At 64.0% G+C, this 26352-nt stretch carries 26 protein-coding genes (1 of these 26 running past the window's edge); 14 read left to right on the top strand and 12 right to left on the bottom strand.

The window, feature by feature from the left end:
- A protein-coding gene (locus ACR9YP_RS08955) for a hypothetical protein (RefSeq protein WP_438103105.1) crosses the window boundary here: on the top strand, positions 1-99 show its 3' portion. The gene continues 501 nt to the left of window position 1, outside the view; 99 of the gene's 600 nt are visible here — the last part of the coding sequence; the start codon falls outside the window, past its left edge; its stop codon occupies positions 97-99.
- A gap of 303 nt (positions 100-402) precedes the next feature.
- On the opposite strand, the gene ACR9YP_RS08960 is transcribed toward ACR9YP_RS08955, so the two are convergent.
- The 5 genes from ACR9YP_RS08960 to ACR9YP_RS08980 form a co-directional block, all read right to left on the bottom strand.
- Entirely contained in the window at positions 403-1491 is a 1089-nt protein-coding gene (locus ACR9YP_RS08960; protein WP_438103104.1) for a TRAP transporter substrate-binding protein, read from the bottom strand.
- A gap of 181 nt (positions 1492-1672) precedes the next feature.
- Entirely contained in the window at positions 1673-2986 is a 1314-nt protein-coding gene (locus ACR9YP_RS08965; RefSeq protein WP_438103102.1) for an NAD(P)H-dependent oxidoreductase, read from the bottom strand.
- A 192-nt stretch (positions 2987-3178) separates the two neighbouring features.
- A complete protein-coding gene (locus ACR9YP_RS08970; RefSeq protein ID WP_438103100.1) occupies positions 3179-3979 on the bottom strand; it encodes a phytanoyl-CoA dioxygenase family protein in 801 nt (266 codons plus the stop codon).
- 140 nt (positions 3980-4119) lie between these two features.
- Entirely contained in the window at positions 4120-4797 is a 678-nt protein-coding gene (locus ACR9YP_RS08975; protein ID WP_438103098.1) for a GntR family transcriptional regulator, read from the bottom strand.
- Between the two features lie 298 nt (positions 4798-5095).
- Complete coding sequence (locus tag ACR9YP_RS08980; RefSeq protein WP_438103097.1) at positions 5096-5953, bottom strand: sigma-70 family RNA polymerase sigma factor; 858 nt, start codon at positions 5951-5953, stop codon at positions 5096-5098.
- A 99-nt stretch (positions 5954-6052) separates the two neighbouring features.
- Here ACR9YP_RS08980 and ACR9YP_RS08985 point away from each other — a divergent pair, with 99 nt between their 5' ends.
- Positions 6053-6508 carry a carboxymuconolactone decarboxylase family protein gene (locus ACR9YP_RS08985; RefSeq protein ID WP_438110419.1) on the top strand — a complete coding sequence of 152 codons (456 nt, stop codon included), beginning with the start codon at positions 6053-6055 and terminating at the stop codon, positions 6506-6508.
- A 68-nt stretch (positions 6509-6576) separates the two neighbouring features.
- Here the strand turns inward: ACR9YP_RS08985 and ACR9YP_RS08990 are convergent, their stop codons facing one another.
- Together ACR9YP_RS08990 and ACR9YP_RS08995 are read right to left on the bottom strand one after the other, a co-directional pair.
- On the bottom strand, positions 6577-7389 hold the full coding sequence (locus tag ACR9YP_RS08990) for an alpha/beta fold hydrolase (RefSeq protein WP_438103095.1): 813 nt from the start codon (positions 7387-7389) through the stop codon (positions 6577-6579).
- Positions 7390-7392: 3 nt separating this feature from the next.
- Positions 7393-8211 carry an alpha/beta fold hydrolase gene (locus ACR9YP_RS08995; RefSeq protein ID WP_438103093.1) on the bottom strand — a complete coding sequence of 273 codons (819 nt, stop codon included), beginning with the start codon at positions 8209-8211 and terminating at the stop codon, positions 7393-7395.
- A 138-nt stretch (positions 8212-8349) separates the two neighbouring features.
- Between ACR9YP_RS08995 and ACR9YP_RS09000 the strand changes: the two genes are divergently transcribed.
- Positions 8350-8892 carry a methylated-DNA--[protein]-cysteine S-methyltransferase gene (locus ACR9YP_RS09000; protein WP_370986493.1) on the top strand — a complete coding sequence of 181 codons (543 nt, stop codon included), beginning with the start codon at positions 8350-8352 and terminating at the stop codon, positions 8890-8892.
- 153 nt (positions 8893-9045) lie between these two features.
- Here the strand turns inward: ACR9YP_RS09000 and ACR9YP_RS09005 are convergent, their stop codons facing one another.
- Both ACR9YP_RS09005 and ACR9YP_RS09010 read right to left on the bottom strand, forming a co-directional pair.
- Positions 9046-10590, bottom strand: a complete 1545-nt coding sequence (locus ACR9YP_RS09005; protein WP_438103091.1) for an acyl-CoA synthetase — start codon at positions 10588-10590, stop codon at positions 9046-9048.
- A gap of 189 nt (positions 10591-10779) precedes the next feature.
- Complete coding sequence (locus ACR9YP_RS09010; RefSeq protein WP_091891150.1) at positions 10780-11952, bottom strand: acetyl-CoA C-acetyltransferase; 1173 nt, start codon at positions 11950-11952, stop codon at positions 10780-10782.
- A gap of 150 nt (positions 11953-12102) precedes the next feature.
- Here ACR9YP_RS09010 and ACR9YP_RS09015 point away from each other — a divergent pair, with 150 nt between their 5' ends.
- The 8 genes from ACR9YP_RS09015 (at position 12103) to ACR9YP_RS09050 (ending at position 21196) form a co-directional block, all read left to right on the top strand.
- On the top strand, positions 12103-12762 hold the full coding sequence (locus ACR9YP_RS09015) for a TetR family transcriptional regulator (RefSeq protein WP_176945743.1): 660 nt from the start codon (positions 12103-12105) through the stop codon (positions 12760-12762).
- A 53-nt stretch (positions 12763-12815) separates the two neighbouring features.
- The gene (locus ACR9YP_RS09020; protein WP_438103089.1) at positions 12816-13574 is read left to right on the top strand and encodes an SDR family NAD(P)-dependent oxidoreductase; all 759 of its coding nucleotides are present in this window, start codon (positions 12816-12818) and stop codon (positions 13572-13574) included.
- Between the two features lie 239 nt (positions 13575-13813).
- Positions 13814-14620, top strand: coding sequence for an enoyl-CoA hydratase/isomerase family protein (locus ACR9YP_RS09025; protein WP_474219420.1), 807 nt, complete (start codon positions 13814-13816; stop codon positions 14618-14620).
- 43 nt (positions 14621-14663) lie between these two features.
- Positions 14664-16535 (top strand): AMP-binding protein, encoded by a 1872-nt coding sequence (locus ACR9YP_RS09030; protein WP_474219422.1) that lies wholly within the window; start codon positions 14664-14666, stop codon positions 16533-16535.
- 180 nt (positions 16536-16715) lie between these two features.
- Positions 16716-17843: an acyl-CoA dehydrogenase family protein gene (locus tag ACR9YP_RS09035; protein WP_438103087.1), complete on the top strand. Its 1128-nt coding sequence runs from the start codon at positions 16716-16718 to the stop codon at positions 17841-17843.
- A gap of 15 nt (positions 17844-17858) precedes the next feature.
- The gene (locus ACR9YP_RS09040) at positions 17859-19106 is read left to right on the top strand and encodes an acyl-CoA dehydrogenase (RefSeq protein ID WP_438103085.1); all 1248 of its coding nucleotides are present in this window, start codon (positions 17859-17861) and stop codon (positions 19104-19106) included.
- A 9-nt stretch (positions 19107-19115) separates the two neighbouring features.
- The gene (locus ACR9YP_RS09045; protein WP_474219423.1) at positions 19116-20360 is read left to right on the top strand and encodes an acyl-CoA dehydrogenase; all 1245 of its coding nucleotides are present in this window, start codon (positions 19116-19118) and stop codon (positions 20358-20360) included.
- Between the two features lie 134 nt (positions 20361-20494).
- A complete protein-coding gene (locus ACR9YP_RS09050; RefSeq protein WP_438103084.1) occupies positions 20495-21196 on the top strand; it encodes a nitroreductase in 702 nt (233 codons plus the stop codon).
- Positions 21197-21297: 101 nt separating this feature from the next.
- On the opposite strand, the gene ACR9YP_RS09055 is transcribed toward ACR9YP_RS09050, so the two are convergent.
- Both ACR9YP_RS09055 and ACR9YP_RS09060 read right to left on the bottom strand, forming a co-directional pair.
- On the bottom strand, positions 21298-21846 hold the full coding sequence (locus tag ACR9YP_RS09055; RefSeq protein WP_008543571.1) for a sigma-70 family RNA polymerase sigma factor: 549 nt from the start codon (positions 21844-21846) through the stop codon (positions 21298-21300).
- Positions 21846-22079: a NepR family anti-sigma factor gene (locus tag ACR9YP_RS09060; RefSeq protein WP_164934705.1), complete on the bottom strand. Its 234-nt coding sequence runs from the start codon at positions 22077-22079 to the stop codon at positions 21846-21848. Before ACR9YP_RS09060 ends, ACR9YP_RS09055 begins: the two co-directional genes overlap by 1 nt.
- Positions 22080-22307: 228 nt before the next feature.
- Here ACR9YP_RS09060 and ACR9YP_RS09065 point away from each other — a divergent pair, with 228 nt between their 5' ends.
- Positions 22308-23114, top strand: a complete 807-nt coding sequence (locus tag ACR9YP_RS09065) for a response regulator (RefSeq protein ID WP_164934704.1) — start codon at positions 22308-22310, stop codon at positions 23112-23114.
- Between the two features lie 105 nt (positions 23115-23219).
- On the opposite strand, the gene ACR9YP_RS09070 is transcribed toward ACR9YP_RS09065, so the two are convergent.
- Positions 23220-24074 carry an energy transducer TonB family protein gene (locus tag ACR9YP_RS09070; RefSeq protein ID WP_438103080.1) on the bottom strand — a complete coding sequence of 285 codons (855 nt, stop codon included), beginning with the start codon at positions 24072-24074 and terminating at the stop codon, positions 23220-23222.
- Between the two features lie 185 nt (positions 24075-24259).
- Here ACR9YP_RS09070 and ACR9YP_RS09075 point away from each other — a divergent pair, with 185 nt between their 5' ends.
- Positions 24260-24871: a nuclear transport factor 2 family protein gene (locus ACR9YP_RS09075; protein ID WP_438110417.1), complete on the top strand. Its 612-nt coding sequence runs from the start codon at positions 24260-24262 to the stop codon at positions 24869-24871.
- A gap of 203 nt (positions 24872-25074) precedes the next feature.
- Positions 25075-26340 (top strand): tyrosine-type recombinase/integrase, encoded by a 1266-nt coding sequence (locus tag ACR9YP_RS09080; RefSeq protein ID WP_474219426.1) that lies wholly within the window; start codon positions 25075-25077, stop codon positions 26338-26340.
- Positions 26341-26352 lie beyond the last annotated feature (12 nt).

Consider the following 26352-nt stretch of genomic DNA (forward strand, 5'->3'; position numbering starts at 1 on the left):
AAGATGCCGGCGCCGCAGATCGAGAACAAAGGCAACATCGATCTCGTCGGCAAGTACTACGACAAGCTGGTCGCTGCGCTCGGTGACGACGAGAATTGAGAGAGTTGGTGGCGCGTTCAGTGCGCGCTGCAACTCTGCGCTGTCATGCTCCGCGTATCGAATAATCCTGGGTCGTCCTGGCGAAAGCCAGGACCCATTACCCCAGGGAGGAATCGCGGCGCGAACTGGTCACCACGAGTCTTCGCACAACTCCCTTTTGGGGTAATGGATCCTGGATCGGCGCTCGCAATGCTCGCTTGTCCAGGACGACGACGGAGAGGTTCGTCAGATTGACTCATAAACCAAAAGCCCCGGAGACATCTCCGGGGCTTTCGTCGTTTCGTCGCTTGCCGCGCGATGCAGCTACGTCCTTGTCCGCATCCGCATCATGAAGCTGTCGAAGCTGAGCTCCGCGACCTGCATCCAGGCCAGCGACTCGCTGCGATAAGCGGTGAGGCTCGCATACATCTTGGCAAAATGCGGGTTGCTCTTGGCGAGATCGGCGTAGACCCCATTGGCCGCGGCGTAGCAGGCTTCGAGCACCTCCTGCGGGAACGGCTTGAGGATCGCACCGGCAGCCAGCAGACGCTTCAGCGCCGGCGGGTTGACCGAATCGTACTTGCCCGTCACCCAGGTGAAGGTATCCAGCGATGCCGCGCTGATTGCGGCCTGATAGTGCTTCGGCAGCGCATTCCACTTTTCGAGGTTCATGAGGTTGTGGCCCTGGCCGGTGCCTTCCCACCAGCCCGGATAATAATAGTACTTCGCCACCTTCACGAAGCCGAGCTTCTCGTCGTCATACGGTCCCACCCATTCGGCCGCGTCGATCGTGCCCTTCTCCAGCGCTGGGTAGATGTCGCCGGCCGCGATCTGCTGCGGCACGCCACCGAGCTTCGAGATGATGGTGCCCGCGAAGCCGCCGACGCGGAATTTCAGCCCCTTGAGATCATCGACGGTCTTGATCTCCTTCCGGAACCAGCCGCCCATCTGGGCGCCGGTCGAACCTGTAGGCACGCCGATCGCGTTATGCTCCTTCAGGAGATCGTTGAGCATGTCCTGACCACCGCCCCAGATCAGCCAGGAGATATGCTGGCGCGTGTTGAGCCCGAACGGCAGCGATGTGCCGAAAGTGAAGGCGGGATTCTTGCCCCAGTAATAGTAGAGCGCGGTATTGCCGATCTCCACCGTGCCATTCGAGACCGCGTCGAGCACCTGCAATCCCGGGACGATTTCGCCGGCGGCGAAGGGCTGGATCTGGAATTTATTGTCGGTGATCTCGGCGACGCGCTTGCAGAAATATTCGCAGCCGCCATACAGCGTATCGAGAGATTTCGGCCAGCTCGCCGCCAGGCGCCATTTCACCTCGGGCATCGATTGCGCGATAGCCGGCGCAGCAACTGCGCTCGCGGCAAGGCCCAGCCCGCCTGCCGTCAGGAATTTACGACGTTCCATGCACTTCCCTCCTGTGATGTCGAGTCCTCGACGAGGGTATCGCGATCTTGGCGCCGCTTTGTCTTCGCCGCTGGCCGACGTTTCTTGGTGTCCGAAATTCAAATGTTCCGGATCGCGGTCAGGATGGCGAAAGGGCGGCGGCAAAGCAAGCGCACATTTGGTTGCGCTGCCGGCGACGCCCTCAATGCTGCGCTGCGAATGCGGCCTCCATGGCCTTGCGTGCTTTCACCGTCTCGTTGGCTGCATCGAATTCGACGTCGCTCCAGCGCACCACCGCGCCATGCGCGACGTCATGCCTCAGCTTCACGCCGTGCGCGAGGCCGATCGGCAGCGCGCCGGTCTTCAGGCTCGCGGCCGCCGGTACCAGCTTGCCCCACACGGTGTAGCCGCCTTCGCCATCCAGCATCTCGCCGGCGCGCAAATTGCGTTTTGCAACGGCTGCAACATCGCCGCGGAAGCCTGTGGCCTGTCCGGTCGGCTCACCCCGCAGCGCTGCTGACAACACCGAGATGTTCAGTTCGAGCCCGATCAGATGATAGGGCTTGTACATCGCCGCGAAGCGCCCGCTGGCATCCGTCTTCAGGCCGTATTGCTTGAAACAATCGGCGGCATAATCGTTCGGCGCCTCCAGCACGACATAGACGCCCCAGCGCAGGTCGCGAAACACCGGCCGGCCGTCGCGCTCGAGTGAAGAGACCACTTCCACCACGCCTGATCGCTCCAGCACGCCGCCGCGCGAGCGTGGCCGCATGATGTGCGGCAGATCGTCGACGCCGCAGGGTGGAAACAGCAAGCCGTCGGCGGGCACGTCGAGGGCACAGGCATTGGCGATCGCGGCCATCTCGATCGCCGATTTGGTGCCGTCCAGGAAGGAGTTGAACATCTGCGGATTCATGCCGGCCGACTGCGCTTCGCTCGCGGTGAGGCCGTAATGCTGCCAGACGCCATCAGGCGTCACGTCGTGATAGGCCGGCAGATATTTTGTGCCCTTGCCGGCAGCGACGACGTGGAATCCTGTCGCGCGCGCCCAATCCACCATCTCCGCCGTCAGCGCCGGCTGATCGCCATAGGCGAGCGAATAGACCACGCCCGCTTTTCGCGCTTCCTCCGCGAGCAGGGGGCCCGCCAGCACGTCGGCCTCGACATTGACCATCACGATATGCTTGCCGGCCGCAATCGCAGCGCGCGCATGCTTGATGCCGACGGCGGGATTGCCGGTCGCTTCCACCACCACGTCCATCGCGCCGCCGGCGATGGCGCGCACACCGTCATCGGTGAAGGTGGTCGCGGCGATGCGGTCTTGATCCCAGCCGACGGTGCGGCAGGCCTCGCGTGCCCGGTCGCGGTCGATGTCGACGATGACAGGCACCTCCAGCCCCGGCGTGTGCGGCACCTGCGACAAAAACATCGAGCCGAATTTCCCGGCGCCGATCAGCGCGACGCGAACGGGCTTGCCGGCGGAAGCGCGAGCTTGCAGGAGGCGGAAGAGGTTCATGGGGGATTCCGATAGTTCAGCATTGCTGATGCGGCTTGCGCTCGGTCCACCTCTCCCCGAAGGGGAGAGGTCGGTTTGCGCAGCAAACCGGGTGAGGGGCCGCAGCTCCGACGAGAGGGCCTAACCCCTCACCCGGCGCTCCGCGCCGACCTCTCCCAATGGGAGAGGTGAAGCACGTCCGTGGCGACGAACTTACTCCGCCGCTTGGCGCGGCGCACGGGCGAGCCGCAGCAGCGCGTCGTCGTCCACCGGCTTGATCGGCGCGAAATCACGATGCGCAATGTACTCGGGCCGCGTCGGCGTGCGGATGTAGTTCGAGACCGCGTTTAGTGTCAGATACACGATCTTGCGCGGATAGGGCGTGATGTTGCCGCTCGAACCGTGCACGAGATTGCCGTGGAACATCAGCATGCCGCCGGGCTTGCCCGTGGGCGCCACGATGCCGCCCTGCTTGACGAGGCGCGTCACGGTGTCCTCATCCAGCGTCCATAGCGGATAGGACGTGGTGGCGAGGTCATGCGAGGCTTCGAGATCGCCGGCGTTCTGGCTGCGCGGCACCAGCATCAGCGGGCCGTTGATCGGCATGACTTCGTCGAGGAAGATCGCGATGTTCATCGCGCGCGGCTCCGGCATGCCGTCGTCGCGCTTCCAGGTGCCGTAATCCTGGTGCCATTGCCAGACGTCGCCGGTGAAGGCCGATTTCGCGTTGATCTTGAACTGGTGCATGTAGACCGGCTCGCCGAACACCTGCTCGACCGGCTCGATCATGCGCGGATGTGCGCCCAGGATGCCGAACGCCTTGTTGTAGAGATGCGCGGCAAAGGCGGTGCGCGGCGCTCCGCTCTTCTCGCGCCAGACTTCGGGCCGGTTGGCGTCATAGATGCCGACCGCCTCGCGCGCGAGCAGATCGACCTCCTCCTGACTGAACAATTCGGGCAGGAACAGCCAGCCCTCGCGGTGGAAGAACTCCAATTGCTCCTGAGACAGTTTCATGGGCCGTCCTCCTTGATTTTGTTTATTTGTTTTCTCTCTCGTCGTGCCCGGGCTTGTCCCGGGCATCCACGTTCTTCGGCGTCGAGCAAAGGCATGGATGGCCGGGTCAAGCCCGGCCATGACGGCGCAGGTGCAAATGACTACGCCGCCGCCTCCTCAGTCGCCCTCAATCTTTCCTCGGTCATCCGTCCCGCCGTCTGCGCATGCGCCAGCGCCGCGCGTTCGGCGGCGTTCGCATCGCCCGCGAGAATGTGTTTGGCGATATCGGCATGCTCCGCCCAGGCACTGCCGCGATAGTCGAGCTCCGACAGCACCGTCGCCATCGAGCGGCGCATGTGCGGCCATTGCGGCGCCATCGTCTCCTCGATCACGGGATTGCCGGCGAGCTGATAGATCGCGCGGTGAAAATCGACGTCGAGCACGATGAGCTCGGCGAGCGTCGTGTTGCGGTCGATGCGGCGTCCGGCGGCAAGCGCTGCCTCCAGCCGCGCGCGTCCCGCCGCGTCAGTGCCTGCACGCTCGGCGGCAAGCCGGGCGGCCAGCGCATCGATGGCGCCGCGCACCTCGTAGAGCTGGCGGATGCGTGAGGGGTCGAGCTGGGTCACCTCAAAGCCGCGCTTGCCGCTCTCGGCGACAAGGCCCTGCCGGTGCAACAGATGCAGTGCGTGCGACACCGGCTGGCGCGAGACGCCGAGCTTGTCGGCGAGCTCGTTCTGCCGGATGCGCTGGCCGGGTTGAAGGGTGCGGTCGGAGATCGCCTCCAGGATCCGCGCATAGACCTGGTCGATCAGGTTCGGGAGCGGGTCGAGAGGAATCACGCCGGCAGCTCCGAAAGGCGCAAGATGGAATACGGAATTCCGTATTCGAAGCTACGCTGCGGGATCAACGGCGTCAAGCGGTACCGGAGGATGGCCCGGTCCCTCATTTCGGACCAGCTAAGCTATTGATATTGCTAGCGCCGTCTACTGTGCATGGGGTTGTTTTTCGAGAAAAATGATGGCCCAGCCGATGCCATCGGGGATGGTGAGGCAGAAGATGGCCGACTTCACCGAAGCTCGCCTGAAGGCGCTCGGCGCCACCACCGAGCGGCGCAAGACACCGTCGGCCTGTTACTACCTAGCGCTCGAGCACCTCCACATCGAGCGTCGCAATTCGCTCGGCATCGGCCGTAGCATCGATCCCAGCGATCCGGCCGTCCCTGAAGCTGACGCGCAGCGCGATGCGCAGCTGCCCGCCGAGAACGACGGCGACGCCCATTTCGCCATCGACCAGCGCGGCCCGCGCGGCCTGGGCGCGGCCCTTGAAGGTTTGCGCGACCGCGTCCGCGCCGCGGATCTCGGGCAGTGAGCCGAGCCGCACCGCGGCCTGGTCGGCGCGGAATACGACGTCGGGATCGAGCACCGCCAGCAGGCCCTCGAAATCGCCCTCGCGCGAAGCTTTGAGGAAGGCATCGACGATTCCGCGCTGGCGCGACAGATCCGTCTCCGGCACCGGCGCGCCTTGCACACGGCGTCGCGCGCGGCTCGCCAGCTGCCGCGAGGCGTCAACGGAGCGGCCGACGATTGGCGCGATCTCCTCGAAGGGAACGGCGAACATGTCGTGCAGCACGAAGGCAAGCCGTTCCGCCGGCTGCAATGTCTCCAGCACGACCAGCAGCGCCGCACCGACAGAATCGGCCATCTCCGCCTCGCGCTCCCGCGTCTCGTCGACCGGCTCGGGCACGTGCGGACCCATCGGCTCTTCCTTGCGCGACTTCCGTGCGCGCAGCATGTCGAGGCAGATCCGCGCCACCACGGTGGTCAGCCAGCCGCGCAGGTTCGCGACGTCGGACATATCGTAGCGGCTGACCCGCAGCCAGGCCTCCTGCACGGCATCCTCGACCTCAGCGCGGGAGCCCAGCATCCGGTAGGCGACCGCGCGCAGATGGTCCCGGCTGGCCTCGAACTGGCGGGTGAGAAGATTTTCTTCAGTCATCGGTCACATTCCCTCATCGCGATCCGTCATGCCCATGACGAAGCCAATCCGGTCGATGTGACCGGAACCTTCGAAATTCTCGAACGGAGACGCAAGATGATGCACGCTCGTATGAACCATCCGGTCATGGTCCTGCCGGAGGCCATGAATGTCCTTCAGTCCCTCGGCAATTTGACCAAACAGGGTCTGCCGGAAAAGCTCCTGGAACTGGTGCACCTGCGCGCCAGCCAGATCAATGGCTGCAGCGTCTGCGTCGACATGCATCCGAAGGTCGCTCGCAAGCTTGGCGAGACCGAGGAACGCCTGTTCGCCGTGTCCGCCTGGCGCGAGGCGCCCTATTTCACCGAAGCCGAACGCGCCGCGCTGGCGCTGACCGAGGCGGTCACGCGTCTTGCCGATCGCGAGGATCCCGTGCCGGATGCGATCTGGAACGCGGCCGCCAAGCATTTTGACGAGCGCGAGCTCGCCACGCTGATCCTCTCGATCGCAACGATCAATGTCTGGAACCGGCTGAACGCGACGATCAAGATGCCGGTCGGCGTTTGGAAGGTGTGAGCACGTGTGAGGGAGGCACTGACCGTGCACTCCCTCGCCCCGCGCGCGGGGAGAGGCAAAGAGAGCGCCTACTCCGCCAAGAACCTGTTCACTGCTTCAGCAAACTCCAGCGGCGCCTGTTCGAACATCCAGTGGCCGGCGTTCGGGATCACCGCCGTCTTGGCGCCTGCGATGTGCTCGGCCAGCACGCGCCACATCACCGACAGGCTTCCCGTGCTCGCGCCGCCACCAATCAGCAGCGTCGGCGTCTTGATCGCCCGCGCATCCGCCAGTGTGTAGGGTTTGCGCTGCTCGTTGATCTGGCCGAGGAAGGTCAGTGCGTTGTCGCGCAGTTGCTGCTTGGCCGCCGCCGGCACACGCCGCCACGAGCCGTCGCCTTCGATGCCTTCGTAAAAATTCTGCAGCGCGCCCTCGATGTCGCCGGCGCGGATCATCTCGACCGAGCGCGCGGTGCGCGCGGCCAGCGGCGGATGCGCGGGCGTGCCGGCGGGGACCGGCAGGCTGGCATCGAGATCGCCGCCCGGTTCGGCCAGCACCAGTTTTCGCAACAGATCCGGCCGGGCCTGCGCCACGCGGAAGGCGATGTGGCCGCCGCGCGAATGTCCCATCAGATCGACCGGTCCGGGCTGGACCTGCTCGATGCAGGCGATCGTATCAGCGACATGCTGGGCCATCTTGTAGTCGTCGCCGACGGCATCCCAATGCTCGGGAAAGAAGTGCCGCAGGCTGACCGAGATCACCCGATGCGCCTTCGACAGCGGGCCGAGCACCGAATACCAGGTGCGGAAATCGCCCAACGTGCCGTGCACACAGACCAGGGGCGGGCCGTCTCCGACTTCGAGATAGGCCATGTCGTAACCGTTGACGCGAAATGTCTGCATGGGTCAGCTCGCCAGAAAATCCAGCACCACTTCGGAGTATTTTTGCGGTGCCTGCTCGAACATCGGGTGCGTCGCGTTCGGGATGACCGCCGTCTTTGAATAAGGCACATGCGCCGCGAGCGCGTGCAGCACCTTCGGCAGCACGCCCTTGGTCCGCGCGCCCAGGATGAACAGCGTCGGCATTTTGATGGACTCCGCGTCCGCCTTCGAGAACGGCGGGCGATTGTCGCGGACCTGGCCGATCAGTGTCATGGCGTTGTCGCGCAGATTTTGCTTCACCATCGCCGGCAGTCGCGGCCAGGTGCCGGGGCCCTCCAGCGTGTCGACGAAGACGGCGAGGCCGCCGTCGACGTCGCCAGCTGCGATCTTCTCTGCGGAAGCCGTAAAGCGCGCCAGCAGCGGCGAGGGGCCGCCGACATAATCGGGATCGAGGCTTGCATCGAGCTCGCCGCCGGGCTCGGCGAGGATCAGCCGCCGGAGCAGGTCGGGGCGCGCTTGCGCCGCGCGGAAGCAGATGTGCCCGCCGCGGGAATGGCCCATCAGGTCGACCGGGCCGAGGTCGAGCTTCTCGATGAAGGCGATGACGTCGTCGACATGCTGGGCAATCGAATAGGTGTCACCGAGGCCGTCCCATTGCGCTGGGAAGAAATGCCTCAAGCTGACAGCGATCACCCGGTGCCGCTGCGTCAGCGGTCCGAGCACGCAACCCCAGATGCGGAAGTCCGAGAGCGAGCCGTGCACGCAGACCAGCGGCAGGCCGCCTTTGTCCTCGCCCACGTCGAGATAGGGCATGTCGTATCCGTTGACGTGGAGGCTTTGCATTCTGGGCTCGCGCGAAGGAACAGGAACTCCTGTGCAAGATTCCCGGAAACCGGGTGGATCGCAACTATTTCCAAGCCTAGATTTCGCAGGAGATCAAAGAGGGGGCCTGCGACGAGGAAGCAAGCCAGGAACCAAGCCATGACCGACCAGCATTTTGCCCTGTTCGACACCAGGATCGGCCTCTGCGCCATCGCCTGGGGCCCGCGTGGCATCAACGGCACGCAATTGCCGATGGGCGGCGAGCAGAAGATCCGCACCCGTATCCATCAGCGCCATGCGGAGGCGACCGAAGCCGAGCCCACCGCCGAGGTGCAACAGGCGATCGACCGTATCGTTAAACTGCTCGCGGGCGAGCTGGATGATCTCACCGACATCCCGCTCGACCTCGACGGTGTGCCCGAGTTCAACCGCGGCGTCTACGACATCGCCCGCACCATCCCGCCGGGCAAGACCATGACCTATGGCGACATCGCCAAGCGGCTCGGCGGCGTCGAGCTGTCGCGCGACGTCGGCCAGGCGCTCGGTCGCAACCCGTGCCCGATCGTCGTGCCCTGCCATCGCGTGCTGGCGGCCGGCAACAAGCCCGGCGGCTTCTCGGCGAATGGCGGCGTGGTGACGAAGCTGAAGATGCTCGAGATCGAAGGCGCGCTGGTGAACCACACGCCGAGCCTGTTTGATTGAGGACCCTCCCCTGGAGGGGAAGGGTCGATCGCGCGCAGCGGGAGCGGGGTGGGGTGATCTCTCAACTCGGGCAGTGTTCCATGCGGAGAGATCACCCCACCCCGTCGCTTCGCGCCGACCCTCCCCCTCCAGGGGAGGGTACGAGAGAGCGCCTTAAATCTTCGCCGCCGTCTTCGGCCAATACCGATCGCGTAAGTGCCGTTTCACCAGCTTGCCCGTGGGCGTGCGTGGCAGCTCGGCCTCGAAATCGATCGAGCGCGGACATTTGATGGCGGAGAGGCGGCCCTTGCAATAGGCGATCAACTCGGCCTCGAGCGCCTTGCCGGCACGGCTCATGTCGTGCGGTTGCACCACCGCCTTCACCTCTTCGCCCATCTCCTCATTCGGCACGCCGAACACGGCGACATCGGCGACCTCGGGGTGGGTGATCAGCACGTCCTCGGTCTCCTGCGGATAGATGTTCACCCCGCCTGAGATGATCATGTAGGACTTGCGGTCGGTGAGATAGAGGAAGCCGTCCTTGTCGAGATAACCGACATCGCCGAGCGTCGACCAGCCCTTTGCGTTGTAGGCCTTCTTCGTCTTTTCGGGATCGTTGTGATAGGTGAAGGCCGGCGCGTCAGCGAAATAGACGGTGCCGATCTCGCCCACCGGCTGCTCCTCGTCGTTCTCGTCCAAGATCTTGACCTTGCCGACCACGGCGCGGCCGACGCTGCCGCGGTGCGCCAGCCAATCTTTCGAGCTGCAGACGGTGACGCCGTTGCCTTCCGAGCCGGCATAATACTCGATCAGGATCGGTCCCCACCATTCGATCATCTTGGCTTTGACGTCGACGGGGCAGGGGGCGGCGGCGTGGATCGCGCCCTTCAGCGTGGAGACATTGTATTTGGCTCGCACCTCGTCCGGCAGCTTCAGCATCCGCACGAACATGGTCGGCACCAGCTGCGACTGCGTGATCTTGTATGTCTCGACGAGCTTCAAAAATTCCTCGGCATCAAAATGCTCCATGATGATGGAGGTGCCGCCGAGCACGACCGCCATCATGTTGAAGCGCAATGGGGCCGCGTGATAGAGCGGCGCCGGAGAAAGGTAGATTGTGTCGGCGTTCATGCCGCACATGTTGGCGCAGAGCACGCGCAGGAATGCGTTCGGCTCGTCGATCGGCTTGCCCTCGAACGCCTTCTTGACGCCTTTCGGACGGCCCGTGGTGCCGGACGAATACAGCATATCGTAGCCGGCGACCTCGTCCGCGATCGGCGTCGTCGGCTGCGCGCCTGCTTCCTTGTCGTAGGGGCGGAAGCTCGGTAGCGGCTCGTCCATCATGTAGAAGATCGGCTCGCCTGGCGTGCCCTTGATCAAGCCCTTGATCTGGTCGGCGCATTTCGGCGTGGTGATCACAACCTTGGCGCCGCAGTCCTTGACGATGTAGTCGATCTCGTCTTGCTTCAGATAGCGGCTGATCGCGGTGTAATAGAGCCCGCTGCGTTGTGCGGCCCAGCAGATCTCCATGAAGGCGAGCCGGTTCTCCATCAACAGCGCGATGTGGTCGCCGGCCTTGAGGCCAAGCGAGCGGAAGAGATGCGCGCCCTGGTTCGAGAGCTCGTCGAGCTCGCGATAGGTGATCGCCTTGCCGGTGCCGGCCATCTGATAGGCGATCTTGTCGGGCGTGGTCTTGGCGTAGACGGACGGATGGGTCATGGCGAAGGTCTCGCAACAAAGAAGGTGTCATCCCGGCGAAAGCCGGGATCCATAACCACAGGGCGTGGTTGTTGAAACGAGATGGAGCTCCGGCGTAGCATAACCACGGCGTCCTGTGGTTATGGGTCCCGGATCGGCGCGCGCTAGAGGCGCGCTTGTCCGGGACGACACCATCTATGTGGATGAGGCTTACAGCCGCTCCACGATCGTCACGTTGGCCATGCCGCCGCCCTCGCACATGGTCTGGAGGCCGTAGCGCTTGCCGCGCTGATGCAGAGCGTGGACCAGCGTGGTCATCAGCTTGGTGCCGGAGCCGCCGAGGGGGTGGCCGAGCGCGATCGCGCCGCCGTTGACGTTGAGACGCTCCGGATCGGCGCCGGTGGTCTTGAGCCAGGCGGTCGGCACCGAGGCAAAGGCCTCGTTGACCTCGAACAGATCGATGTCGCCGATCTTCATGCCGGCCTTCTCCAGCGCGCGCTTGGTCGCGTGCAGCGGAGCGTCGAGCATGATGACGGGATCGCCCCCGGTCATGGTCATATGATGGATGCGCGCGAGCGGCTTGACCCCGAGCTGCTTCAGGCCGCGCTCGTTGACCACCATGACGCCGGAGGCGCCGTCGCAGATCTGGCTGGCGCTCGCCGCGGTGAGCTTGCCGTTCTCGGCGATCAGCTTGACGCCCCTGATGCCTTCGATCGTTGCGTCGAAGCGAATGCCTTCGTCGATGTGGTGAGTGTCCTTGCTGCCGTCGGCACGGGTGATCTCGAGCGGCACGATCTCCTTCTTGAAGTGACCCGCTTGCGTCGCCGCGATCGCGCGCTGATGGCTGTTGTAGGAGTACTCGTCGAGCTCATCCTTGGAGAGGCCGTACTTCTCGGCCATCATCTCCGCGCCGGTGAACTGGCTGAACATGATGTTCGGATATTTCTTCTCGATGCCCGGGCTCTTGTAATTGCCAAAACCGTTCTTGGCCGGGAGCTGTGACGACAGGCCCATCGGCACCCGCGTCATCGATTCCACGCCGGCGGCGATCACCACGTCCATCGCGCCGGACATCACAGCTTGCGCGGCGAAGTGCAGCGCCTGCTGCGAGGAGCCGCACTGGCGGTCGATCGAGGTGCCCGGCACGCTCTCCGGCAGTTTTGACGCCATCACCGCGTTGCGTGCGATGTTGTTGGACTGCTCGCCGACCTGCATCACGCAGCCCATGATCACGTCCTCGACCTCTGCGGGATCGACCTTGGTACGGTCGACCAACTCGTCCAGCACCTTGGCGGCGAGATCGGCCGGATGCCAGCCGGCGAGGCGGCCCCCCTTGCGCCCGCCCGCGGTGCGCGCAGCGGCGACGATGTAAGCCTCGGCCATTCGGTTTCTCCCTGAATTCTTGATTGGGTTGGTTGTCGGGGACGGATTTAAGGGGCGCGAGATCATTTAGTCAATCGATCAATTAACTCTTGTGATAGGGCGCTGCTTGGGCTTATCTGCGCGCCTCACGAGGCATGTTCAGGGATCTCTGTGGCTACCAGCGTACCGACCAAGCTCCCCAGCGGGAAGAATTCCACGGCAGAGAAATTGCTCGTGGCCGCAAGCGAGCTGATGATCGAACGCTCCTCGATCGAGATCTCGCTCTCCGACATCGCCCAGAAGTCCGGCGCCAATGCCGCGCTGGTCAAATACCATTTCGGTAACAAGGACGGCCTGCTGTTGGCGCTGCTGGAGCGCAACGCCGCGACCGAACTGTCCAATCTCGAATATCTGCTGGCGCAGCCGATCACGCCGACCGCGAAGCTGAAGCTGCATATCGGCGGTATCATCCGGGCCTATTACCGGTTCCCGTACATGAACCGGCTGATCCACTATCTCCTGCACGAGACCAAGCCGGAATGCGCAGATGAGGTGTCGAAATTCTTCGTCGCGCCTCTGCTCGACTTTCATCGCCGTCTGCTCGCCGACGGCGTTAGCCGCGGCGAGTTCCGCGCCACCGATCCGGTGCTGTTCTACACCAGCCTGATCGGCGCCTGCGATCACCTGTTCTTCGGCCGGCACGCGATGTCTCGCGCGACCGGCGTCGGCCCGGTCACCGACGAAGTCTGCCGGCAATACATCAAGCACATGGAAACGCTGATTTGCGGCGGCATCCTCACGCAAGCCGAGGAAACTGCCGCGGCCGGATGATCCGGCTGAACCTTCAAGTCCAGAGAAGAAACGCCCAAGGAAAGGTACAAGCGATGCAGTTGAAAGACGTAGCCGTTCTCATCACCGGCGGCGGTTCGGGCCTGGGTGCCGCGACCGCCCGCGCCATGGCCGCCAAGGGCGCCAAGATCGGCGTGATCGACCAGAGCAAGGAAAACGCCGAGAAGGTCGCCGCCGAGGTGAAGGGCATCGCGCTGCATGCCGACGTCACCAGCGAGGAGCAGATCAAGTCGGCGATCGCCAAGGCGGAAGCCGCGCATGGCGTCGCGCGCGTGCTGATGAACTGCGCTGGCATCGGCGGCTCGCAGCGGATCGTCGGTCGCGACGGCGTCTACCCGCTGGAGAAGTTCGCGCGCATCATCAACGTCAATTTGATCGGCACGTTCAACTGCCTGCGGCTGTTCGCCGAGCGGCTCGTCACGATCGAGCCGGTCGGTGAGGAGCGCGGCGTCATCATCAACACCGCGTCGGTCGCCGCTTACGAAGGTCAGATCGGCCAGATCGCCTATTCGGCGTCGAAGGGCGGTGTCGTCGGCCTGACGCTGCCGGCCGCGCGCGATCTGGCTAGCCAAAAGATCCGCGTCAATACCATCGCGCCCGGTCTGTTCTTCACGCCGCTGCTGATGGGCTTGAACGAAGAGGCCCGCAAGAGCCTCGGCGCCCAGGTGCCGCATCCCTCGCGTCTCGGCGATGCCAACGAATACGGCATGCTCGCGGTGCACATCGTCGAGAACCCGATGCTCAACGGCGAGACCATCCGCCTCGACGGTGCCATCCGCATGGCGCCAAGGTAAGACGCTTTCTTCCTTCTCCCCTCTTGTCCGCCGAAGCCTTCAGGCGAAGGCGGATGTGGGAGAAGGTGCCGCGCTTTGGAGCGCAATTGCGCTCCGAGCGCGCCAGATGAGGGGTCTCTATCCGCGGAGACAGACCCCTCACCCAACCGAATTCCTGGCTAGCGACGTACATGCCCTCTCCCACAAGGGGAGAGGGCTCAGCAATCGGCACCGCCAAGGACGGTAAGCAGGAGCGCCCCATGTCTCAACCGCTGCTGATCGAGCATGACGACGGCGTCGACCGGGTCACGCTCAATCGCCCCGAGCACCTCAACGCGCTCGATCCCGCGCTGATCGATGCTCTCAACGTCTATTTCCAAAGCCTGCAGCGCAACCGCGACACGCGCGTCGTCGTGCTGAAAGGCGCAGGCCGGAATTTTTGCGCGGGCCTCGATCTCAAGGCCGCGATGGCGCGCCGCGCCGGTCAGCAGGAGCCGCCCGGTGTGACCGAGTCGCTCGACTCGCAGCGGCGCATCGCCGACATCGTGATGCTGATGCGGCGTTGCCCGCAGCCGATCCTGGCACTGGTGCAGGGCGCCGCGGCCGGTGGCGGCTTTGCGCTGGCGCTGGCGTCCGACATCCGCATCGCGACGAAATCGGCGCGGATGAATTGCGCCTTCATCAAGCTTGGTCTTGGCGGCTGCGACATCGGCACCAGCTATTTCCTGCCGCGCCTGGTCGGCGTGTCCGTGGCATCCGAGCTGATCCTCACCGGGCGCTTCATCGGCGCCGAGCGCGCGCTGGCGGTCGGGCTCGTCTCGGAGGTCGTTGATGAGGACAAGCTCGACGACGCGGCCGCGCCTTATGTCGACGCGATGATGACGGCCTCGCCCGTGGGGCTGCGGCTGTCCAAGGAATGTCTCAACATGAGCGTCGATGCCGGGTCGCTGGAAGCAGCGATTGCGATGGAGGACCGCAACCAGGTCCTGTGCAGTCGTTCCGAGGAATTTTCGGAAGGCATCAGGGCCTTCCTTGAGAAGCGAAAGCCTGTCTATATCAAGCGCTGAACGAGAATGATCCGCAAAGGACAATAATTCCGGGAGACGCAAAATGAGTGGAAGCGCGGCGGCAGTGATGACGAAGCCTGCCTTTCGCAAGGTCGAGTGGCTCGCGCGCGACATCGACGTCGAGCGCCGCGGCGACGGCACGCTGGTGCTGAAGTCGCGCATTCCGCTGCAAGCTTACGAGAAGCACATTCCGGCTTCGCTGGCGAAGTGGGCGAAAGAAGCGCCGGAGCGCATCTGGCTCGCGCAGCGCGGCGGGCCCAACCGCGAATGGCGCAAGGTGTCCTATGGCGAGGCCAAGCGCACCGTGGATGCGCTGACGCAAGCGCTGCTGAACCTCGATCTCGAGGGACGGCCCGTCACGATCCTCTCGGGCAATTCGATCGAGCATGCCCTTATGACACAGGCGGCGATGCAGGCGCGCGTCCCGGCGGCTCCCGTGTCGCCGGCCTACTCGCTGATGAGCCATGATCACGTCAAGCTGAAATATCTGTTCGACCTGATCAAGCCGGCCGTCGTGATGGTGCAGGACGGCCCGACCTTCGAGAAGGCGCTGAAGGCGATCGATCTCACCGGCGTCACTGTCGTTCACGTCGCACGCTCCTGCGAGGGCATCAAGAGCGTCAGCTTTGCCGAGCTTGCGGCGACGCCGGTCACGAGGGATGTCGAGGCGTCGATCGCGAAGATCACGCCGCAGACCATCGGCAAGCTGCTGTTCACCTCCGGCTCGACCGGCATGCCCAAAGCCGTCATCAACACCCAGGAGATGATGTGCGCCAATGCGGCGATGATGATGCAGGTGCGGCCACGTACGCCGGGCGGCCCGCTGCCGACCGTGCTCGACTGGATGCCCTGGAATCACACCATGGGCGGCAATGCGGCATTCCACCCCGTGCTGGTCGACGGCGGTACGCTCCATATCGATGACGGCCGGCCGATGCCGGGCCAGTTCGAGGAGACGTTGCGCAATTTGCATGAGATCTCGCCGACCTATTACGCCAACGTGCCGGCCGGCTATGCCGCGCTGGCGGCGGCGATGGAGAAGGACGACGCGCTGTGTCGCTCCTTCTTCAAGAATCTCTCGATCATGGCCTATGGCGGCGCGCGGCTGCCGGACGATCTCTACGATCGCATGCAGGCGCTAGCGGTGAAGACGACCGGTGAGCGCATCGTGTTCTACACCGGCTGGGGCTCGACCGAGACCGCGCCGACCTCGACCGGCACCTATTGGGACACCGAGCGAGTCGGCCTGATCGGCCTGCCGTTCCCCGGAGTCGAATTGAAGATGGTGCCGTGCGGCTCGAAATACGAGCTGCGCCTGCGCGGCGTCAATGTCACGCCTGGCTATTTCGGCCAGCCGGAGCTGACGAAGAAGATGTTCGACGAGGAAGGCTTCTACTGCATCGGCGATGCCGGCATTTTCGTCGACGATGCCGATCCGGTGCAGGGCATCATCTTTGCCGGGCGCGTGGTGGAAGACTTCAAGCTCACGACGGGCACGTTCGTGCATGTCGGCTCGCTCCGTACCGATGCGATCGCGGCGACGACGCCCGTCGTGCATGACGCGCTGGTCGCGGGACAGGATCGCGCCTTCATCGGCCTGCTTGCCTGGCCAAACCTGCATGCCTGCCGCCAGCTCGTCGGCAATCCTGACCTGAGCTTTGCGGATGCGGTGAAGCACCCTGAGGTCATCGCCTGCTTCAGGCGCGGGCTGGAGACGCACAACCGGGAGTGCGAAGGCGCCAGCAGCCGCATCATCGCGCGCGCCATGTTGATGGTCGAGCCGCCTTCGATCGACGGCAACGAGCTCACCGACAAGGGCTACATCAACCAGCGCGCCGGCTTGGAGCGCCGCGCAGCGCTGGTGGAGCGGCTTTATGCGGACAAGCCGGATCAGGATGTGATCGTGCTGCGATGAGTGCACAACTCTCCCACCTCGTCATTCCGGGGCGCGCAGCGCGAACTTTGATACGCAATTGCGCATCAAAGAATCCATCGGGCCGCTTTGACGCGGTGGAATGGATTCCGGGCTCGCAGCTTCGTTGCGCCCCGGAATGACGGCATCAATGAATGACAACGAATAAAAAGGTAGCCCGCCATGAACTTCGACTTTTCGGACGACCAGAAGCAGCTTCGCGATCAGGCGCGCAAATTCCTCAACGAGAAGTGCTCGCCCAAGGCGGTGCGCATCGTGCTCGACGGCAAGGCGCCCTATGACAAGGCGCTTTGGAAGGGTCTCGCCGAAATGGGATTTCTCGGCGTCGCGATCCCGGAAGAATTCGGCGGTGCGGGTGCCGGCCATCTCGAGCTCTGCGTGATCGCGGAGGAGATGGGGCGGGCCAATGCGCCGGTGCCGTTCTCTTCGACCGTGTATCTTGCCGCCGAAGCGCTGCTGATCGCCGGCAGCGACGCGCAAAAGAAGAAGTGGCTGCCCGCGATTGCTTCGGGCGAAGCGATCGGCACGCTGGCGCTGTTCGAGGGCAAGGGCAATCCGTCACCGAAGAATATCAAGCTGGCTGCTGCGAATGGCATGCTCAACGGCGTCAAGAAGCCGGTGGCCGATGGCGCCATCGCCGACTTCGCGGTGGTTGCCGCGCGCACGGGATCGAGTGGGCGTGAGAATGATATCTCGCTGTTCCTGGTCGATCTCAAAGGCGCGGGTGTTGAGGTGAAAAGTCTCACCAATCTCGATCCGACCCGCGGGCAGGCCGAGATCACCTTCAAAGACTGCAAGGCCGAGCCGCTGGGTGCTGCCGGCGACGGCTGGAGCATCCTCAGCCAGGTGCTCGACCGCGCCGCGGTGCTCTGCGCCTTCGAGCAGGTCGGCGGCGCCGACCGCGCCCTGGAGATGGGCCGCGACTATGCGCTCGACCGCATCGCCTTCGGCCGTCAGATCGGTTCGTTCCAGGCCATCAAGCACATGCTCGCCGACATGTATGTCTCGGCGACGCTGGCACGCTCCAACAGCTATTACGGTGCCTGGGCGCTCTCGACCAACGCAGCTGAATTGCCGGAGGCGGCGGCCGCCGCGCGCATCAGCGCGACGCAGGCGTTCCAGCACTGTGCCAAAAACAACATCCAGGTTCACGGCGGCATGGGTTTTACCTGGGAGTTCGACTGCCACATGTACTACCGCCGCGCCAATGCCATGGCGCTCGGGCTTGGCAGCCTCACCTATTGGGAAGACCAGTTGATCGACCGCATGCGGAAGAAGAACGCGGCGTAAGCGAGGGGCAACGTTATGAACTTCGACGACACCCCGCAGGAAGCCGAATTCCGCGCAACCGCCCGCGCCTGGATCGGTGCCAACGCACCCAAGCAATACGAGGACGAGCTGCGCAAATCCTCCCTCGGCCGCACGCAGCTCAAGAACGCGAACATTCTCGAGGTCGCAAAGGCCTGGCAGAAGAAGAAGGCCGATGCCGGCTGGGCCTGCCTGCACTGGCCCAAGGAATATGGCGGCCGCGGCGCCTCGCCGATCGAGCGGGTGATCTGGCAGCAGGAGGAGGGCCCGTTCGGAAAGCTCTCCCACATGTTCATCATCGGCCACGGCATGTGCGGGCCGACCATGATGGCGTTCGCGCGCGAGGAGCATAAGCGGAACTATCTGCCGCCGCTCGCCTCCGGCGAGAAGGTGTGGTGCCAGCTGTTTTCCGAGCCGGCCGGCGGCTCGGACGTCGCGGGCCTGCGCACGCGGGCCGAGAAGGACGGTGACGACTGGATCATCAACGGCCAGAAGATCTGGACCTCGGGCGCGCATTATTCGGACTACGGCATCCTCTTGACCCGCACAGATCCGACCGTGCCCAAGCACAAGGGCCTCACCATGTTCTTTTTGGACATGAAGAGCCCGGGCGTCGAGGTCAGGCCGATCAAGCAGGCCAGCGGCGCCTCCGATTTCAACGAGGTCTATTTCACCAATGTGCGCATCCCCGACCACCAGCGCCTCGGCGAGGTCGGTGACGGCTGGAACGTCTCGCTGACCACGCTGATGAACGAGCGCATGTCGATCGGCGCCGGCGTCTCGACCGGTTTTCCGGAGCTGTTCGAGTATTGCTCCAGCCTGATGCTCGACGATGGACCTGCGATCGAGGATCGCGCGGTGCGCGCGAAGCTCGCGAACTGGGCGGTGAAGGCGAGCGGCCTGCGCTATACCAGCATGCGCGCGATCTCGGCGCTGTCGAAGGGCGAGCGGCCTGGTCCGGAGAATTCCATCGGCAAGCTGGTGGCGGGCTCCATGATCCAGGACGTCGCGACCTATGCGCTGGATCTGCAAGGCGCGGCTGGCGTCGTCAGCGGCCCCGAAGACGCCGAAGTGGCTGGCCGCTTCCAGGCGATGCTGCTGCGCGCACCGGGTACGCGCGTCGAAGGCGGCACCGACGAGATCATGCGCAACATCATCGCCGAGCGGGTGCTGGGCCTGCCGGGCGATATCCGTGTCGACAAGGACGTGCCGTTCAACAAGATCCCGACGAAGGGAAGAGGTTAGAGGTCCGCCATGAATTTCGACGACACCCCGCAAGAAGCCGCATTCCGCGAGACCGCGCGCAAATGGATCGAGGCTAACGCGCCGAAGGAGCTGCATGCCGAGTTGTCAAAATCCTCGCTCGGCCGCATCCGGCTTGCCAAGCAGGACATCGTCGATGTCGGCAAGGCCTGGCAGAAGAAGAAGTTCGAAGCGGGCTGGGCCTGCCTGCACTGGCCGAAGGAATATGGCGGCCGCGGCGCGACGCCGATCGAGCGCGTGATCTGGCAGCAGGAGGAGGGCGTCTACGGCAAGCTGACGCAGCCTTTCCAGATCGGCGAGGGCATGTGCGGCCCGACCGTGATGGCTTTCGGCAGCGAGGATGCCAAGCGCCGGTATCTGCCGAAGCTCGCCTCGGGCGAGGAGATCTGGTGCCAGCTGTTCTCCGAACCGTCGGCCGGCTCCGACGTCGCGGGTCTGCGCACCCGCGCGGAGAAGAAAGGCGACAACTGGATCGTCAACGGCCAGAAGATCTGGACCTCGGGTGCGCATTACTCGGACTACGGCCTCTTGATTGCACGCACCGATCCTGATGTCCCCAAGCACAAGGGCCTCACCATGTTCTTCCTGGACATGAAGAGCCCGGGTGTCGAGGTGCGTCCGATCAAGCAGGCCAACGGCATGCAGGAGTTCAACGAGGTCTATTTCACCGACGTCGTGATCCCCGACAGCCAGCGCCTCGGCGCCGTCGGCGAGGGCTGGAGCGTGTCGCTGACCACGCTGATGAACGAGCGCATGTCGATCGGCGCGCGGCTCGCAACCGGCGTGCCAGAAATGTTGGAGTTCTGCTCCAATCTGATGCTGGAGGATGGGCTTGCGATCGATGATCCGGCGGTGCGCTCGAAGCTTGCGAGCTGGGCGGTGAAGTCGAGCGGGCTGAAATACACCAGCTACCGCGCGATCTCGGCGCTGTCGAAGGGCGAGCGGCCGGGCCCGGAGAATTCGATCGGCAAGCTGGTGTCGGGCATGATGCTCCAGGACATCGCCACTTATGCGATGGACCTGCAGGGCGCAGCCGGCGTTCTCACCGGCAGCGACGAGGAGACGGTGCAGGGCCAGTTCCAGCAGATGCTGCTGTCCTCGCCTTCGATGCGCATCGCCGGCGGCACTGACGAGATATTGCGCAACATCATCGCCGAGCGGGTGCTGGGTCTGCCGGGCGACATCCGCGTCGACAAGGACGTGCCGTACAACAAGATCCCGACCAAGGGACGTTGATCTCACCTCTCGCTGTATCTTGTAGGGTGGGCAAAGCGAAGCGTGCCCACCATATGCAGATGCTCCGGGGTAAGTCTGTCGGTGGGCACGGCGCTATGCGCCTTTGCCCACCCTACGAAGAGCGCGAGCCAAACATGGATGCAAAAGTGAGCCAGACCCAGGACCGCATCGGCGTGCTCGAAGAGCTCCTCAACGAGCGCTACTCCGTCCGCGCCTTTCTCCCGAAGGAAGTTGACCGCGCCACCATCGAGCATGTGCTGACCACCGCGCAGCGCACCGCGTCCTGGTGCAACAGCCAGCCCTGGCAGGTCATCATCGCCAGCGGCGCGGCCAAGGAGCGCTTTCGCCAGGCGATCTACAAGGAAGCCTCGGGTGGTCTCGGCGACGACTACGATTTCACCCCGCCGCGCGAATATGTCGGGGTCTATCTCGAACGCCGGCGCGAGAGCGGCTTTCAGCTCTACAACACGCTCGGCATCGCCCGCGGTGACAAGGCGGCCTATGCCGGGCAGGCGCTGGAGAACTACAATTTCTTCGGCGCGCCGCATGTCGCGATCATTCACACCAACGAGCCGCTCGGCATCTATGGTGCGATCGATTGCGGCGCCTATGTCTCCAATTTCATGCTGGCCGCACAGGCGCTCGGGCTCGGCACCATTCCGCAGGCGGCGCTCGCGCGCCATTCCGGCCTGATCCGCCGCCACTTCAACCTGTCCGACGATCGCCGCGTCGTCTGCGGCATCTCGTTCGGCTATGCCGACCACGCGCACAAGGTCAACAGCTACCGCACCTCGCGGGCCAATGTCGCGGACACCGTGACCTTCGTGGACGAGTGATCGGCGCTGCAAGCTTGGCGCCCTCAGGTTCTCGCACGCACGCAAAGGCGGCCGCGGAAGCAGCCGCCTTCATGCCGTCTCGATCCCGATGATGCCTGCCGTCAGCCGCCGCTGCCGCCGATCACGGCCCGTACGGTCTCGTCGGGCCCAAAGTCCTCGGCGCCCTCGACATAGAGCAGCGCGGCGAGTTTCGAGCGGGCGCGGTTGACGCGGCTCTTGATCGTGCCGACCGCGCAGCCGCAGATCGAGGCCGCGTCCTCGTAGGAGAAGCCGGAGGCGCCGACCAGGATCAGCGCTTCACGCTGGTCCTGTGGAAGCTTGTCGAGCGCCGTACGAAACTCCTCGAATTCGAGATGCGCGTTTTGCGACGGCTGGGTCTTCAGTGTCTTGGCGTAGTTGCCTTCGGCGTCCTCGACCTCCCGCCGCCGCTTGCGATAGTCGGAGCGGAACAGGTTGCGCAGGATCGTGAAGAGCCACGCCGGCAGGTTGGAGCCAGGCTGGAACGAGTCGATGTTGGCCAGCGCGCGGAGCAGCGTCTCCTGCACCAAATCGTCGGCGCGGTCCGCATTGCCGCTGAGCGAGATGGCGAACGCGCGTAAGCTCGGCACGGCCGCCAGGATGTCATTACGCAGGGAGTCCGTGAGAGGCATTAATCCCTCCCATTGTTGTTGTCGTTGGATCCACCCTCATTTTCCACTTGGTGGGCCGCTCCCGGTGCATCAAGCTTCTTGATCAGTTCAGCGAACCGATCCGGAACCCCTTGCCGCACCACGTCGTCGTACATGGCGCGCAGCTGATGGCCAATCCGGGATTGGATCTCCGGAGTGAGCCCTCCCTTGCCGGGGGTCGTGCTTTTGCTGGCTTGAGACTTGAGATCTTTCATGACCTGTTCCACGTTTCCCCGAGTTAAGTGACTGTAAAATCGAGAATTTTTCTCAACCGGGAGCCGTTCCCTGGATAGGCACAATGCGAGTTGCGAGAAAAAGTTCCGCCCAATACGGAACTTTTCTCAGGCTGAGGCGTAATCAGCGCAGCAGGGGAACCCGGGCCCCCCGCGTAACGCTGACCTCAGGGTAACCTCAAGTCTGGCCCGACGATGAATGGAGTGGGGATGTCCCGTTCACAGCTTGTTGCTGAACACTTGCCGTTGTTGCGCCGGTACGCACGCGCCCTGACGGGCAGCCAGGCCTCCGGTGACGCCTATGTCGCAGCCATGTTGGAAGCCATGCTTGGCGATCCGTCAGTGCTCGACGAGAGCCATGGGCCGCGCGCCGGCCTGTTCCGGCTCTTCACCCAGATCTGGAATTCCGTCTCCGTCAACGACGATGCCGAGGTGACGACCTTGCCGATGCCGCCGGAGAGGCGGTTGTCGAACATCACGCCTCTGCCGCGGCAGGCCTTCCTGCTGCTGTCGCTCGAGGGCTTTTCGGAAGAGGAAGTCGCCTTCATCCTCGGCACCGACGTGGGTGAGACGCGGCGGCTCGCGGACGCTGCCGGACGCGAGATGGCGGCCGAGATCGCCACCGACGTGCTGATCATCGAGGACGAGACCTTCATTGCCATGGACCTCGAGAGCCTGGTGAAGAATCTCGGCCACAACGTCGTCGGCGTCGCGCGCACCCATGCCGATGCGGTGGCGCTGGCCAAGAACAGGCGGCCCGGCCTGATCCTCGCCGACATCCAGCTCGCCGACGGCTCGTCGGGCCTGGACGCCGTCAACGAGCTGCTTCGCACCTTCGAGGTGCCGGTGGTGTTCATCACCGCGTATCCCGAGCGCTTCCTCACCGGCGAGCGCCCCGAGCCGGCATTCCTGATCTCAAAACCGTTCCAGCCCGCGATGGTGTCGGCGGTCGCGAGCCAGGCGCTGTTCTTCCAGCGCAACTCGCGCAACCGCACGCCCAAGGCGCCGGCGGCGTAAGGAAGGCGCTGGCGGCGTAGGAAGCTGACTTCGACAAGAAAACGGCAACGGCGCGCCGCAAGGCGCGTCGTTTTCGTATGTGGCGGAGAGTTGTTTTGCTCTGCCTCAGCAGCCGCGGCAGATGCTGCGAAGCATGGAATTTAGCTTGCTGTCGTCTGGCCCAGGGGATTTCGCATTCAGCTTGGCCTGGTCCTCGATCCAGGATTGGAGCAATTTTTCTCGTTCCGGCGACGGCGCTAGGCTTGGCTGCGTCCCATCAAAAGTCATGAGGACGGTTACTCTCTGCAGGTCGTCCTTCGCCTCAGTGGGCGGTTTCGGGAATGGAATGGATCGCTCGACCATGGCGAGCGCCGCGGCATCTAGCGGCGCAAAACCTGTGCTTTCCACCAAAGCGTTTGAGATCAATTTGCCCGAACGATCGACCACGAATGTGACGCCGGCATCGCCTTTCTGACCCATCGCCCCCGGCGGAAACGCCCTATGGCGCCAGACATGTTCTGTGACCGTCTTGCGCCACGCAGCCATGGGATCGGACTCCATGGCGGCCGGACCCGGCCTGCTCAGCACGACCCCGAACGGCGGTACCTGGAATTGACGACCCTCGAAGACGATCGGCACCGTGAACGAGAACGAGCTCTCTGTCAGCTCCGAAGGCGGCGCCGGAAACGGTTGAGCGCGGGCGATGATCGCCAGCGCAGCATCGTCGAGTGGCCGCGAGCCGGCGCTCTCAGCCAGCGTCCGTGAGATCAACCTGCCGGACCGATCGATGATGATTGCGACTTTGGCTTTTCCGGTTTGTCCCCATGCTTCAGCCGGAAAAAACCTGTTGCTGGCAATGTGCGCCGTCAGCCTCGTCTTCCAGGCATTGACGCTATCGCTCTGCGGTTCAGCCTGCGCATGCGCGGAGAAGGCCCCCAGCAATCCGAGGAGGGCGGCCAGCAAGGGGAATTTCATCTGCATCGATGCGGATACTAATCGCGGTCTGGTTGATTGCAAGGCTCGCTGCTCGTATCGCGTTCGCGCAGGTGTGGGTAATTCGACGGGCTGGGAAGCCCGGAGCTGCTTGACGGCGGCTAAATTGCCTCGTTGATATTTCGAGCCGATGACATTTATCGCCGCTCCAATCCGCCAGGAGATTTCGCATGTTGGACCCGCAGCTGCTCGATCGCCTCGCCATCCGCGACCTCGTCGAGAACTGGGCGGTGTGGCGCGACGCCGGGGACTGGGAGCGCTTTGCGACGGTCTGGCATGAAGAAGGCTGGATGTCCGCCACCTGGTTTCAGGGGCCGGCGCGGGATTTCATGCGCGTCAGCCAGGAGGGCTTCGCAAAGGGGGTGCGCATCCTGCATTTCCTTGGCGGCACCAGCATCGACATCGCGGGCGTGCGGGCCATCGCACAGACCAAGATGACGATCTCGCAGCGGGCTTTGGCGCACGACGTGCTCTGCGACGTCGTCTGTACCGGCCGCTTCTACGATTTCCTGGAGAAGCGGCAGGGCCGGTGGGGCATCGTTCGCCGCCAGCCGATCTACGAGAAGGACCGGATCGACCCGGTCGATCCCGCCGCGCCGCTTCAGCTCGACCAGAAAGCGCTCGCCGCGCTCCCCGAGGGCTATCGCCATCTCGCCTACATGCAGGAGCTGATCGGCTACGAGGTGAAGCGCGACATGCCGGGCCTCATCGGACCCGAGGTCGAGAAGCTCTATGGCGAGGGGCTGGACTGGCTGGCGGGGACGGCGAAGACGAAGACGAAGTGAGCCCCAGATAAAAGTAAGGCGCGACTGGCATCACCGCGTCCGTGATGGAATTCCGCGCTCGTTCCCGGTCGTCCGCTGGAGACTTCTAACCCGTTGTAAGTTCTGCTATAATCGCATCGCTGAAAATCCGCCGTCGTTCACGAACGTTCGCCGCAATCCGCTGCAATCCGTGTTCAATGGTGGGGCGGATAAGTGGGGCGGACATGGCCAAAAGACAGTTGCACAAGCTCTCGGCTCGGGCGGCGGAGACAATCAGCGAGCCTGGCCGTCACAGCGACGGGGGTGGGCTCTACCTCGCGATTGAGACGGGTGCGCACGCGCGACGCCAATGGATTTTCCTGTACCGCGTGCGCGGCACCAACAAGCGCAGGGAGATGGGGCTGGGTTCCGCCAAGGGCAAAGGCAAGGACGGCATCTCGCTCGCCGACGCCCGGCTCAAGGCTGCGGACGCACGCAAGAGACTGGCCGAAGGCAACGACCTGGTGGCGGAGCGGCGCGCCGAAATATTGGCAGCGACGAAGTTCGGAGAATTCGCGGACGACTTCCTGGTATCGATCAAGGCCGGCTTCAAAGGCAAGAATACGCTCGCCGACTGGACGCGCGACCTGAAGGTGCGGTGCAAGCCCATTCGAGGCATGGAGCTTGCCAACATCACGGTAAACGACGTGCTGGGCATTTTGTCGCCCATCTGGATGACGATCAACCGCACGGCCCGAGAAACGCGAAGCCGGATCGAGCGCGTGCTTGATGCCGCAGAGGCGAGGGGACTTCGGTCCGGGAAGAACCCGGCGATGTGGAAGACCTTAAAGCCGCTCTTGCCGAAGTCGAAGCGATCAAAGCGCCATCACAAAGCCGCGCCCTACAAGGACGTCCCCGGCATCGTGCAGACGTTGCGAGCCAACCACGAAGCGGCGGACACAGCGGTCAACCTCGCCGCTGAATATATCATCTTGACGGCGGTGCGGACCGGCGAGGCTCGCCTGATGCGCATGCGCGAGGTGAACTTCGCGGAGCGGCTTTGGACCATCCCGGCGGAGCGGATGAAGACGGAAGATCATCCAGAAGGCAAAGATTTCGAAGTGCCGCTCTGCGACCGCGCTGTTGCAATCTTGAAAGCGGTCATTCCAAAGGACGCCGCGCGCGACGCCTACGTGTTCGCGGGCCAATGGTCAAAGGATCATACGAAGCCGCTCGGCATGAATGCCGTGCTCCACGCGCTGAAGGCCGTCTATCCGGCTATGACGACGCACGGCTGCCGGTCCAGCTTCCGGGATTGGGCGGGTGACGAAACGCGTTTCGAACGCGAAATTGCGGAGATGGCCTTGGCCCATAAGGTCGGCGATGAAACGGAGCAAGCCTATCGGCGTGGCAATGCCTTGAAGAAGCGGCGACAGTTAATGGACGCTTGGGGGCGATATGTCGCAAGCGGTTCTAACATGATCCCACTTCCTCGTCGGGAATCGGTCTAGCTAGCTCCCTAC

Source organism: Bradyrhizobium sp. BR14999, from assembly GCF_056106085.1.

Coding starts and splice junctions, on each gene's coding strand:
- ACR9YP_RS08960 (WP_438103104.1), bottom strand. CDS start 1,491: ATGGAACGTCGTAAATTCCTGACGGCAGGCGGGCTGGGCCTTGCCGCG.
- ACR9YP_RS08965 (WP_438103102.1), bottom strand. CDS start 2,986: ATGAACCTCTTCCGCCTCCTGCAAGCTCGCGCTTCCGCCGGCAAGCCC.
- ACR9YP_RS08970 (WP_438103100.1), bottom strand. CDS start 3,979: ATGAAACTGTCTCAGGAGCAATTGGAGTTCTTCCACCGCGAGGGCTGG.
- ACR9YP_RS08980 (WP_438103097.1), bottom strand. CDS start 5,953: ATGACTGAAGAAAATCTTCTCACCCGCCAGTTCGAGGCCAGCCGGGAC.
- ACR9YP_RS08985 (WP_438110419.1), top strand. CDS start 6,053: ATGCACGCTCGTATGAACCATCCGGTCATGGTCCTGCCGGAGGCCATG.
- ACR9YP_RS08990 (WP_438103095.1), bottom strand. CDS start 7,389: ATGCAGACATTTCGCGTCAACGGTTACGACATGGCCTATCTCGAAGTC.
- ACR9YP_RS08995 (WP_438103093.1), bottom strand. CDS start 8,211: ATGCAAAGCCTCCACGTCAACGGATACGACATGCCCTATCTCGACGTG.
- ACR9YP_RS09000 (WP_370986493.1), top strand. CDS start 8,350: ATGACCGACCAGCATTTTGCCCTGTTCGACACCAGGATCGGCCTCTGC.
- ACR9YP_RS09005 (WP_438103091.1), bottom strand. CDS start 10,590: ATGACCCATCCGTCCGTCTACGCCAAGACCACGCCCGACAAGATCGCC.
- ACR9YP_RS09010 (WP_091891150.1), bottom strand. CDS start 11,952: ATGGCCGAGGCTTACATCGTCGCCGCTGCGCGCACCGCGGGCGGGCGC.
- ACR9YP_RS09020 (WP_438103089.1), top strand. CDS start 12,816: ATGCAGTTGAAAGACGTAGCCGTTCTCATCACCGGCGGCGGTTCGGGC.
- ACR9YP_RS09025 (WP_474219420.1), top strand. CDS start 13,814: ATGTCTCAACCGCTGCTGATCGAGCATGACGACGGCGTCGACCGGGTC.
- ACR9YP_RS09030 (WP_474219422.1), top strand. CDS start 14,664: ATGAGTGGAAGCGCGGCGGCAGTGATGACGAAGCCTGCCTTTCGCAAG.
- ACR9YP_RS09035 (WP_438103087.1), top strand. CDS start 16,716: ATGAACTTCGACTTTTCGGACGACCAGAAGCAGCTTCGCGATCAGGCG.
- ACR9YP_RS09040 (WP_438103085.1), top strand. CDS start 17,859: ATGAACTTCGACGACACCCCGCAGGAAGCCGAATTCCGCGCAACCGCC.
- ACR9YP_RS09045 (WP_474219423.1), top strand. CDS start 19,116: ATGAATTTCGACGACACCCCGCAAGAAGCCGCATTCCGCGAGACCGCG.
- ACR9YP_RS09050 (WP_438103084.1), top strand. CDS start 20,495: ATGGATGCAAAAGTGAGCCAGACCCAGGACCGCATCGGCGTGCTCGAA.
- ACR9YP_RS09055 (WP_008543571.1), bottom strand. CDS start 21,846: ATGCCTCTCACGGACTCCCTGCGTAATGACATCCTGGCGGCCGTGCCG.
- ACR9YP_RS09060 (WP_164934705.1), bottom strand. CDS start 22,079: ATGAAAGATCTCAAGTCTCAAGCCAGCAAAAGCACGACCCCCGGCAAG.
- ACR9YP_RS09065 (WP_164934704.1), top strand. CDS start 22,308: ATGTCCCGTTCACAGCTTGTTGCTGAACACTTGCCGTTGTTGCGCCGG.
- ACR9YP_RS09070 (WP_438103080.1), bottom strand. CDS start 24,074: ATGCAGATGAAATTCCCCTTGCTGGCCGCCCTCCTCGGATTGCTGGGG.
- ACR9YP_RS09080 (WP_474219426.1), top strand. CDS start 25,075: ATGGCCAAAAGACAGTTGCACAAGCTCTCGGCTCGGGCGGCGGAGACA.